Raw genomic sequence first — 11,462 nt, 5'->3', positions numbered from 1 at the left:
GGGGTTAACAGATGCAGATTCGTGAGGCACTTACCTTTGACGATGTTCTTTTGGTTCCGGCGTCCTCGTCGGTGCTGCCGGCGACGGCGGATACGACCACGCGCGTGACGCGTGAAATTACGATGAACATCCCGCTGCTCAGCTCAGCGATGGACACGGTGACCGAGGCGCGCATGGCCATCGCAATGGCACAGGCAGGCGGTATCGGCGTTGTTCACAAAAACCTGACGGTCGAAGAACAAGCCCGAGAGATACGGCGCGTGAAGCGGTTTGAGTCGGGCATCGTGTACAACCCGGTCACGCTGAGTGTGAACCAAACGTTGGCGGACGCAAAGGCGCTTGTGCAGCGCTATAACTTTACAGGCTTTCCGGTCGTCGATGAAAGCGGGCGCGTTGTGGGTATCTTGACCAACCGCGACATGCGGTTTGCAACGTCTGATGAGACGCCGGTTCACGTGATGATGACATCGGACAATCTGGCGATGCTGCAAGAGCCCGCAGATCTGGAAGAGGCCAAGAGCCTGATGAAAGCGCGCCGGATCGAAAAACTGCTGGTGGTCGATGGTGAGGGTAAGCTGACAGGCCTACTGACCCTGAAAGATACCGAACAAGCTGTGCTGAACCCGACCGCCTGTAAGGACCGGTTGGGTCGCCTGCGGGTCGCTGCGGCGACATCCGTTGGCGATGCTGGCTTCGAACGGTCCGAGCAACTGGTGGATTCGGGCGTTGATATCATCGTGGTCGACACTGCTCATGGGCATTCGCAAGGGGTTTTAGACGCGGTGAAGCGGGTGAAATCCCTGTCGAATGAGGTTCAGATCATTGCGGGAAATGTGGCAACAGGTGACGCCACTAAAGCGCTTATCGACGCAGGCGCAGATGCGATCAAAGTGGGCATCGGGCCAGGGTCAATCTGTACCACGCGGATGGTTGCGGGTGTGGGCGTGCCTCAGCTGACGGCGATCATGGACTGCGCCTCTGCCGCCGGTGAAGTTCCGGTGATCGCCGATGGCGGTATCAAGTTCTCGGGCGATTTTGCCAAGGCCATTGCAGCGGGCGCGTCCTGCGCGATGGTCGGTTCGATGATCGCAGGCACCGATGAAAGCCCCGGCGAGGTAATCCTGTATCAGGGCCGCTCGTTCAAATCATATCGCGGTATGGGCAGCCTGGGCGCGATGGCGCGCGGCTCGGCCGATCGCTATTTCCAGAAAGACGCAGCCAGCGACAAGCTGGTGCCCGAAGGGATCGAAGGGCAAGTGCCCTACAAAGGCTCGGCCAGTGCTGTGGTGCACCAACTGGTTGGCGGCCTGCGTGCTGCGATGGGCTATACCGGCTGCGCGACAGTCGAAGAAATGCGTAAGAACTGTAACTTCGTCAAAATCACCGGCGCTGGCCTGAAAGAAAGCCATGTGCATGACGTTCAGATCACGCGTGAGAGCCCGAACTACCGGGTAATGTGACGCAACAGAGTTTGCAGCACGGCGCCCCAACGCGGGCGCCGTTTTGCGTTTTTTGGGCTTAGCAGAGAAATCGGAAACATCTTATGACCCCAGCAGCGCGCGTTCAGGCTTCGATAGAAATCCTTGATGATATCCTTGCGGGTGCACCTGTCGAAAAGTCTTTGACAGGATGGGCGCGCCGCAGCCGGTTTGCGGGCTCGAAAGACCGGGCCGCCGTGCGTGATCACGTGTTCGAAGCGTTGCGTTGCAAACGGTCCTTCTCAGCCTTGGGCGGGGCAGAAACCGGGCGCGGGTTGATGATCGGTTCGATCCGGTCAAACAGCGGTGATCCAGAGACGCTGTTTACGGGCGAACGATATACGCCACAGCCGTTAGCCGCCGCCGACGCGCCGCGCGCGTTCAGCTCGGATGCCGAGCGGTGCGACATCCCCGAATGGCTCTGGCCGCATTTTCAAACGTCGCTCGGGGAACAGGCAGAGGCTGCGGCACAGGCATTGCAAACCCGTGCACCTGTTCATTTGCGTGCTAATCTTGCCAAAACCGATCGTGCTGGTGCTATTGCTGCTTTGACCGTTGATGGGATCACCGCGCAAGAACATCCGGCGTGTGAAACCGCCCTAGAGGTCACTGAAGGGGCCCGGAAAATTGCCCAAAGCCGCGCTTATTCCGAAGGTCTGGTCGAATTGCAGGACGCAGCCAGCCAAGCCGTGGTCGCAGTTCTCAATCTGCAGCCAGGTCTGCGTGTTCTGGATTATTGCGCCGGCGGTGGCGGCAAGTCTCTTGCTCTGGCGGCCCATTCGGGTGTCGAGGTCTTTGCGCATGATGTGAACGCAGGGCGCATGCGCGATCTGCCGACGCGGGCAAAACGGGCTGGTGTGCGTGTTACCTGCCTGCAGCCGGAAGATGTGGCCCGTCAGGCTCCGTTTGATATTGTCCTGACGGATGCGCCATGCTCGGGCAGCGGCTCGTGGCGGCGTGCCCCAGCAGGCAAATGGGTTCTGTCCGAAGAAGGGTTGAACGCGCTGAATGCATTACAGTCCGACATCTTGAATACTGCCGCTCAACTGGTTGGACCGGGTGGAATTCTGGCCTATGCGACCTGTTCCATGTTGGATGATGAAAACGGCGACATTGTCGACGGATTTCTGAAACTGAATCCCGACTGGACCGAAACGCTGCGAAAGTCGTGGCTTGTGACACACGGTGCAGACGGGTTCTTTACGTCGCACTTGACGCGATAGTGTGTCATTGCATAACAACCCTAGGTAGATGTTTTCGCTATCCTTAAGGGGGCGTTAACCAAATTCGGGCTGAGTGTGACAAAGCCTTTTGACCTGAGTTGTTAATGTCCGACACTGCAGAGATCTTTTCTGAACCGACCTCGCGAAAAACGCCGGCCTTCTCGCGCCTTGTACCGCTCGTTGTTCTGGGCACATTGCTGAGCGTAACACCGTTGACAGACGTGTTACCGACCGCCTGGAATACGGGGCTTGTTGTTGCTGGCGTCTCGCTGTTATCCGCCGGTCTTCTTGTTGTTTTTCGGGGGTTCACGGCCGAACGGACGGCACGCAATTCGGCAGAAGTGATGGCCGTCTTCACCGAACAGGACTTGTGTCCGACGGTGATCGCCAACGCAAATGGCGATATTCTGAGCGCGAACACGCGGGCAAGGGCGCAGATAAATGCTTTTCCGGGTGCGCGATTGCAGCATTGCCTGAAATCCAAATTCGCTAACCCCGCAGCGATCCTGCTGCGCCTGCAATCCATCGCAGAAATCCACGAACGCGCCCGCGAAGATATCGTGACCGTTGGCTCGACAATCCCGATCTCGGTTTTCAGCGTGGGGCAGGATGTGTTCTGCTGGCGGTTTCATCTAATTGAAGGCGGGCAATGGGATGACGCCCCTGTTCCAGTGCTGACAGAGGGTCGCAACGGGGCAATTCTGCGCGTGAACGGAATGGCAGAGGCCATGATCGGTAACAGGCCCGACGTTATGGGTAAGATATTTCCCAATGACATCCCGCAACCGGGTGAAATCTCGCTGGTTGAAACTTCGGACGGGCGGGTGCCTGTGACCGTGTCCGAGCTGTCCCGCTCGGGCACTGTGCGTGATCTGCTTTTGTTGCCGATGAAAACTGCGGGTCCATCCGGGGGCGATGCCCCGTTCGCTGAACTGCCCGTGCCGGTTATGTGTTTGTCCCCCGAAGGCGAAATTTTGGATGCGAACCGGATGGCGATCAAGCTGATCGGAGAGATCCAGCGGGGCAAGTCGAACGTGGCCGAAATCATGCACGGGCTCGGCTATCCCATCCTGGATTGGTTGACCCGCACCGAGACCGAAGAGAATGCCGTTCCCCGGTCGGAATTTCTTCGCCTGTCACGTCAGGACAAAGAAGTTTTCGTGCAAGTCACACTGAACCGAGTGACGTGCAAGGGACAGACTTGTCTGATCGCCGTCCTGAATGATGCGACCGAGTTGAAGACACTGGAAGCTCAGTTTGTGCAGGGGCAAAAGATGCAGGCTGTCGGGCAATTGGCGGGCGGCGTGGCTCATGATTTTAACAACCTTCTGACTGCGATTTCGGGGCATTGCGATCTATTGCTGCTGCGGCATGATCAGAATGATCCGAACTATGGTGACCTGGTTCAGATCAACCAGAACGCCAACCGGGCCGCGGCGTTGGTCAGTCAACTTCTTGCATTCTCGCGAAAGCAGACTTTGCAGCCCGAGGTTCTGGACCTGCGCGACACAATTTCCGACCTGATCCATCTTTTGAACCGCTTGGTGGGCGAAAAGGTTCGCCTGACGTTAAGCCATGATCCCGTCCTGAAGCCTGTGCGCGCAGACAAAAGGCAGCTCGAACAGGTGTTTATGAACCTGGTTGTGAACGCACGGGACGCGATGCCCGAAGGTGGCGAGGTGCGCATCGAGACTGAGGTTATTTCTCTGACCGAACCGTTCCGGCGGGATCGTGCAACGGTTCAACCCGGCGAATACGTCACCGTGAAAGTGATCGACAGCGGCACAGGCATTCCCGCAGACAAGCTGCAAAAAGTGTTTGAGCCATTCTATACGACCAAGCGCACCGGTGAGGGGACCGGTCTTGGATTGTCGACGGTCTACGGCATCGTCAAGCAGACCGGAGGGTTCATCTTTGTCGATAGCATTCAGGGCAAGGGAACCGAATTTACCGTGTATCTGCCGGTTTCAACCGCACCGCAGAAAATTGATCAGGACATCGCCAGCCTTCCGGAAAACCCAACGTCCCGGCAGGGTGAAGGCGTGGTTCTTCTGGTCGAGGATGAGGCCCCGGTTCGGGCCTTTGCCACACGTGCATTGCGATTGAAGGGCTACACCGTGCTCGAAGCCGGATCCGCCGAAGAGGCGCTGCACCTGCTGGAGGATGGGTCGGTGCATGTGGATGCTTTCGTGACAGACGTGGTCATGCCCGGCATGGACGGGCCAACCTGGGTGCGCAAAGCGATGGAGACCCGACCGAACGTGCGGGTGATCTTTATGTCTGGCTATACCGAAGGCGCCTTTGGTGATTCAGGCCCCGAGGTTGCGAATTCCACCTTTTTGCCCAAGCCGTTCTCTCTGACGCAGTTGACCCAGGCTGTGTTTAACCAACTAAACTGACTAAAGCGCCGTTTCGTGGCAGGAAAATTCGGCGGCGTGGTGTTTGCGGAACTTCTTTTCCGTTTGCGGCGACAAGAATAGGTCGCGCTTTGGTGAGACATTCTCGCGCTGCAGGGTGATTTCCATGTTCAACCGGTCCTGCAGAAAGTTCAGGATCTTGTCTTGATTTTCGTATTTAAAAACATGCGTTGCACCGAAACCGTTGTTACGGGTGCGGAAAAACTGGCTTTGACTGCCGACATCTGCGAATTCCGGGCGGGGGTTTTGCATGTAACCTTGCACAAAATCATCAAAGTTCAGGTCGCGGGTTGAATGCGGATGCCCGATGCGGTCGTCCCGGCTGCGGTATTTGTACCAACTGCCGAGCCAGTCGATAGGTTCGCGCACGACGGCCATGATTTCCATTTCGGTGTCATACATTTTGCGAAAAATGTTCTGAAAAAACCTATCATAACGGCGAACAGGCGCATGTTTCAATTCGGGCGGGCCGGTGACGACAAAGTCGGCCCGCGCGCTTAGGGCGGTGTGATAGGCCGTGCTGCCTGTTTTTGGAACTGCCAGAAACGCAAGGCGTTCTTTATAGAAAACAAGCATTTATTCGCCCTTCGCAGCTTGATTTTGTAGTCGCAGATTGGCGTAAACGACTCTTTAACACAATTGCCGAACAGTAAGTATTGTAAGTTTTAGTTGAAATGTTCTCTTTTTGGTCCCATAAGGAACAAGAGGCGAACAAAGCAGTGATTGCCGCCCGATCATGGGTGTGACAAAAGAGAAGGCGACAGGACAATGGCGGATCTTCTGACAATGAGCGACAAGAAAAACGCAGACAAGCAAAAGGCGCTTGATAGCGCGCTGGCGCAAATCGAACGGCAGTTCGGCAAAGGGTCGATCATGAAGCTTGGTGAGGATTCCAAGCAAGACATCGACGCAAGCTCGACCGGATCACTGGGTTTGGATATCGCGCTGGGAATCGGTGGTCTGCCGATGGGCAGGATCGTCGAGATTTATGGCCCGGAAAGCTCGGGTAAGACCACGCTGACACTGCATTGCATAGCGGAACAGCAAAAACGCGGCGGGGTGTGTGCATTCGTGGATGCCGAACACGCGCTGGATCCTCAATATGCCCGCAAACTGGGTGTTGATCTGGATGAGCTTCTGATCTCGCAGCCTGACACAGGTGAACAGGCGCTAGAGATCACCGACACGCTTGTTCGTTCGGGCGCGGTGAACATGGTTGTGGTCGACTCGGTTGCGGCATTGACGCCTAAGTCCGAGTTGGAAGGCGATATGGGTGACAGCAGCGTCGGCGTTCAGGCCCGATTGATGAGCCAAGCAATGCGAAAGCTGACCGGTTCCATTAACCGCTCAAACTGCATGGTGATCTTTATTAACCAAATCCGGATGAAGATCGGCGTAATGTTTGGCAGCCCCGAAACCACGACCGGTGGGAACGCGCTGAAATTCTACAGCTCGGTTCGCTTGGATATTCGCCGCATTGGCGCGATCAAGGACCGCGACGAAGTTGTCGGCAACCAGACGCGCGTCAAAGTGGTCAAGAACAAGGTGGCGCCGCCCTTCAAGCAGGTGGAATTCGACATCATGTATGGCGAAGGCATCAGCAAGATGGGTGAGTTGCTGGATCTGGGCGTCAAGGCTGGCGTGGTTGAAAAATCGGGCTCGTGGTTCAGCTATGGTGACGAACGGATCGGGCAGGGGCGTGAGAATGCCAAACAATACCTGCGCGACAACAGCCGCATTGCGCTGGATATCGAAGACAAGATTCGCGCCGCGCATGGTCTTGAGTTCGACATGCCGCCCGGTTCTGCCGAGGAAGACGACATCCTCGAGGCATAAGGGAAGCAGTCGGGGGCTGCAGAAATCCCTCGGTTTTGCAAAAATTGAGAATACTCCAAACAAGGCGGTCCGCGTGGCCGCCTTAACTCGTTCTGCATACGGTTATCTTGTATTATTGGTGTGTACGGATCTTGTTGACAGGTTTTCTAGCCCTACAAAAAGAAGGCCGATTTATCTTTGTGGACTATCTTTGGGGACGGGGATAAACCAATTCAGAACACTGAGATTGCGCGCCGAGAGAGCCATATGCCCACGCTAAACGAAATCCGCTCAACCTTTCTGAATTATTTTGCCAAACAGGGGCATGAAATTGTCGCGTCCAGCCCGCTGGTTCCGCGCAATGACCCGACTTTGATGTTCGTGAACTCGGGCATGGTGCAGTTCAAGAACCTATTCACCGGCGTTGAAACCCGAGATTATCAGCGCGCCACGACGGCGCAGAAATGCGTGCGCGCCGGCGGTAAGCACAATGACCTCGATAACGTTGGCTATACTGCACGTCACCACACTTTCTTTGAAATGCTGGGCAATTTTTCGTTCGGCAACTACTTCAAACACGAGGCGATCCCTTTTGCGTGGGAGTTGATCACCAAGGAATTCGGTATCGACAAGAACCGCCTGCTGGCAACGGTGTATCACACGGATGACGAGGCGTTTGAAATCTGGAAAAAGGTCGGCGTGCCCGAAGACCGGATTATCCGCATCGCCACCAGCGACAATTTCTGGCAGATGGGTCCGACTGGTCCGTGTGGACCGTGTACGGAAATTTTCTACGACCATGGCGATCACATCTGGGGTGGGCCTCCGGGATCGCCCGACGAAGACGGCGATCGGTTCATCGAAATCTGGAACATCGTTTTCATGCAGAACGAGCAGTTCGAAGACGGCTCGATGGTCGAACTCGACATGCAGTCGATCGACACCGGCATGGGGCTGGAACGGATCGGCGCGCTGCTGCAGGGCAGCCATGACAACTATGACACCGACCTGTTCAAGACATTGATCGAAGCGTCTGCTCATGCCACCGGGGTTGATCCCTATGGCGACCAGAATGTGCACCACCGGGTAATTGCGGACCACCTGCGCGCGACATCCTTCCTGATCGCGGATGGCGTGATGCCTTCCAATGACGGGCGTGGCTATGTGCTGCGCCGGATCATGCGTCGCGCAATGCGTCATGCGCATCTTCTGGGGGCGAAAGATCCGGTTATGTATCAGCTGGTGCCAAGTCTGGTGCAGCTGATGGGCGCGCAATACACCGAGTTGGGACAGGCGCAGCCGTTGATCGAAGAGACGCTCCTGTTGGAAGAAACGCGGTTCAAGCAAACCCTCGATCGTGGTCTGAAACTCCTGGATGATGAAGTTGCAGGCTTGCCCGAGGGCGCGGCACTTCCGGGTGATGCGGCATTCAAATTGTACGACACGTATGGGTTTCCGCTGGACCTGACGCAGGACGCCCTGCGCGAAAAGGGTCGTTCCGTGGACACGGACGGGTTCGACGCTGCCATGGCCGAACAAAAAGCCAAGGCGCGTGCTGCATGGGCTGGTTCGGGTGAAGCTGCAGATCAGGCAGTGTGGTTTGATGTGCTGGATACTGCCGGAGCTACGGATTTTCTGGGCTATGACACGGAAAAGGCCGAAGGGCAGATTGCCGCTTTGGTGGTTGACGGTGCGTTGGTCGACACAATTGAAAAAGGGGGATCCGGCTGGGTGATTGTCAACCAGACACCGTTCTATGGCGAAGCTGGCGGTCAGATCGGTGATACTGGTGAAATCCGGCGTTTGGAAGAACGCGATGACATGGCGCGGGTCGAAGACACCAGAAAATTCGCTGATGGCAAAATCTATGCCCACAAAGTGACCGTTGATCAGGGCGCTTTGTCCAAAGGTGACGCGGTCGAGCTTGAGGTCGACCATGCGCGGCGCACGGCAATTCGCGCAAACCACTCGGCCACGCACCTGCTCCACGAGGCGTTGCGTGAAACGTTGGGCGATCATGTTGCACAGCGCGGCTCGCTGAACGCGGCTGACCGGTTGAGGTTTGACTTCAGCCATTCCAAGGCGCTGAGCGCGGAAGAGATCCAAAAGGTCGAACGCGATGTAAATGACTTCATCCGTCAGAACTCGACTGTCGAAACGCGGATCATGACCCCTGATGATGCGCGCGAACTGGGTGCACAGGCGCTGTTTGGCGAGAAATACGGCGACGAAGTCCGTGTCGTGTCCATGGGCAAAGCTCCGACCGGTAAAGGTCAGGATGGCGAGACCTGGTCGATTGAACTGTGCGGCGGCACCCATGTACGTCAGACTGGTGACATCGGTACTTTTGTGGTTCTGGGCGACAGCGCCAGCAGCGCGGGCGTACGCCGGATCGAGGCTCTGACCGGTGACGAGGCGCTGCGGCATCTGTCCCAGCAGGATCAGCGTCTGGGTCAGATCGCATCGGAACTCAAGGCGCAGCCAGATGACGTTGTCGGCCGTGTCAAAGCACTGTTGGACGAACGCAAATCGCTGCAAAACGAAGTGGCGCAGCTGCGCCGCGATCTGGCCATGGCCGGCGGGGCCGGGCAGAGTGGCGGCGAAGCGCGTGAGGTGAACGGGGTCGCCTTCCTTGCGCAGGCGCTGAACGGCGTATCGGGCAAGGACTTGCCGGCGTTGATTGATGAGCACAAAAGCCGTCTGGGGTCCGGCGCCGTTCTGCTGATCGCGGATGCGGGCGGTAAGGCTGCTGTTGCGGCCGGTGTGACGGCCGATCTGACCGACAAGGTTTCGGCAGTCGATCTGGTTCGTGCGGCCGTCTCAGAACTGGGCGGCAAGGGCGGCGGTGGACGCCCCGACATGGCGCAGGGCGGTGGCAAGGACGCGTCGAACGCAGATGCGGCGATCAAGGCCGCAGAACAGGTTTTGGGAGGATAAGATGGCAGCACTCTGGATTGCTCACGTCACCGTGACGGATGCGGACGCATATGCGAAATACGCAGAACTCGCAGGGCCTGCGATTGCCAAGCACGGCGGGGCGTTTATTGCCCGCGCTGCACGTTATGTCCAACTGGAAGGCAAAGAGCGTCCGCGCAATGTGGTCGCCAAGTTTCCGTCCGTCGAGGCCGCGGTCGAGTGCTATAATTCACCGGAGTACCAGCAGGCCCTGGACCACGCGCGCGGCGCAAGTGAGCGTGAACTGGTGGTTGTAGAAATTACCGAATAAGAATAAGCCAAGTCTGATCGGCGGGTTTCCTGCCAATCAGATCCATTCATGGGCGAAATTCAGCCGAACTGTTCACAAGTGAAGTGAACCGTATTGTGGCAGTTTTCCACCCAATCGGAATCTTCGTGATTCCAGTATCTTATTTTATTGGAATGAGAGTTATTAGGTATCTTCCCGCCTAGATTGTGGCGCTTTTTTCTCAATTCCTGCGCGAAATGGTCATATTGAGTGACGAATTTCCGCCTTTTTTCCCCTTCACTTTCGCCAAAGATTGTACAAGCGCTACCGTTTACCATTAGGTTTTTCTAATCGAATACGGTCCTGCTTGTCGTCAATCGTTGCGTAGACATAGATCGAGGTACGGGCATGAAATCGGAAGATATCGGACTCAAGGCCGCTCTCGGGCGGTTGAAGACATTTTCAGGTCGGGCAGTGGGGATTGCTGCTTTGGTTTACGGGGCCGCGGTTTTCGCGTCTCAGGCGGATGCGAGCGAGGGCAACTTCATCCGTACTCTTGCGGCGTCCCCTCCGCCTTCCGGTGCGCAGCAGTTGTGCCGACAGTACGCTTGGGCGTGCTCAAGCAAGACGTCAGTACGCATGACGTCCCAACAGGAAATGCAGATCATTGAGCGGATCAACCGTCAGGTCAACGCAACGACGCGCGCGGTTACGGATCAGACGCAATATCGCACCACCGAGCGGTGGGCTTTGCCGACAACGCGCGGCGGGGATTGCGAGGATTTTGCTCTTTTGAAGAAAAGAGATCTGATCAGGGCAGGCGTTGATCCAAACAAATTGCTGATTGCGACAGTGTTGGATACGCGCCGAAATGCACATGCAGTTCTTGTCTATCGCTCCGCTCAGGGCGATTTGGTGCTGGACAATTTGACCAACCGGATCAAACCCTGGTCGGCCACGCGGTATTTGTTCCTTCGGATGCAGGATCCGGCGAAACCCAGCCATTGGGTTGGTGTGTACGGAAGAAGTTAAAAATATCGACTGATCTATCAGGCTATGCATGGCAAAAGGGGCGACACGATAGTCGCCCCTTTGTTTGTCAGGCCGAACGTCGAGACGTTTTCGGCGTTTTTCAAGGCGTCGCCAAAAATTTCAGGCTGCTTTGCGGTTGATCGCGTCAGAGGGTGCCGCCGCTGCCATCGGCGCCGCCGCCACCGGCACCGCCGCCGCTTCCGTCGCTGCCACCGCCACCGGCTCCACCGCCGCTGCCGTCGCTGCCACCGCCGCCGTCGCCGCCACCGCTGCCATCGGCGCCGCCACCACCGGCACCGCCACCGCTTCCGTC

Annotated in this window: 9 protein-coding genes; 7 read left to right on the top strand and 2 right to left on the bottom strand. The window is 56.9% G+C overall.

All coding sequences use genetic code 11. The features are described 5' to 3' along the window. Nucleotides 1–11 precede the first annotated feature (11 nt). From guaB to AC2FJF_RS21395, 3 genes are all read left to right on the top strand, one after another. The gene (gene guaB, locus AC2FJF_RS21405; RefSeq protein ID WP_496727102.1) at nucleotides 12–1,460 is read left to right on the top strand and encodes an IMP dehydrogenase; all 1,449 of its coding nucleotides are present in this window, start codon (nucleotides 12–14) and stop codon (nucleotides 1,458–1,460) included. Between the two features lie 83 nt (nucleotides 1,461–1,543). Then, nucleotides 1,544–2,701: an RsmB/NOP family class I SAM-dependent RNA methyltransferase gene (locus AC2FJF_RS21400; protein ID WP_496727101.1), complete on the top strand. Its 1,158-nt coding sequence runs from the start codon at nucleotides 1,544–1,546 to the stop codon at nucleotides 2,699–2,701. Nucleotides 2,702–2,805: 104 nt separating this feature from the next. Then, nucleotides 2,806–5,100 (top strand): ATP-binding protein, encoded by a 2,295-nt coding sequence (locus tag AC2FJF_RS21395; protein WP_496727100.1) that lies wholly within the window; start codon nucleotides 2,806–2,808, stop codon nucleotides 5,098–5,100. Here AC2FJF_RS21395 and AC2FJF_RS21390 read toward each other — a convergent pair whose 3' ends face one another. Beyond that, nucleotides 5,101–5,694, bottom strand: coding sequence for a sulfotransferase family 2 domain-containing protein (locus AC2FJF_RS21390; protein ID WP_496727099.1), 594 nt, complete (start codon nucleotides 5,692–5,694; stop codon nucleotides 5,101–5,103). It lies immediately after the preceding gene. Between the two features lie 192 nt (nucleotides 5,695–5,886). Between AC2FJF_RS21390 and recA the strand changes: the two genes are divergently transcribed. From recA to AC2FJF_RS21370, 4 genes are all read left to right on the top strand, one after another. Then, a complete protein-coding gene (gene recA / locus AC2FJF_RS21385) occupies nucleotides 5,887–6,954 on the top strand; it encodes a recombinase RecA (RefSeq protein ID WP_170557243.1) in 1,068 nt (355 codons plus the stop codon). Between the two features lie 246 nt (nucleotides 6,955–7,200). Then, nucleotides 7,201–9,870 carry an alanine--tRNA ligase gene (alaS, locus tag AC2FJF_RS21380; protein ID WP_496727098.1) on the top strand — a complete coding sequence of 890 codons (2,670 nt, stop codon included), beginning with the start codon at nucleotides 7,201–7,203 and terminating at the stop codon, nucleotides 9,868–9,870. Between the two features lies 1 nt (nucleotide 9,871). Then, nucleotides 9,872–10,159, top strand: a complete 288-nt coding sequence (locus tag AC2FJF_RS21375; RefSeq protein WP_472723800.1) for a DUF1330 domain-containing protein — start codon at nucleotides 9,872–9,874, stop codon at nucleotides 10,157–10,159. Between the two features lie 366 nt (nucleotides 10,160–10,525). Then, complete coding sequence (locus AC2FJF_RS21370) at nucleotides 10,526–11,149, top strand: transglutaminase-like cysteine peptidase (RefSeq protein WP_496727097.1); 624 nt, start codon at nucleotides 10,526–10,528, stop codon at nucleotides 11,147–11,149. A 120-nt stretch (nucleotides 11,150–11,269) separates the two neighbouring features. Here the strand turns inward: AC2FJF_RS21370 and AC2FJF_RS21365 are convergent. Then, the coding region (locus tag AC2FJF_RS21365; protein ID WP_496727096.1) for a hypothetical protein at nucleotides 11,270–11,462 on the bottom strand (193 nt) is incomplete at its 5' end.

This window comes from Ruegeria sp. CDSB013, assembly GCF_059611165.1.
The sequence above is the reverse complement of the archived record's forward strand: the minus strand, read 5'-3'. Positions and strand labels throughout refer to the sequence as shown.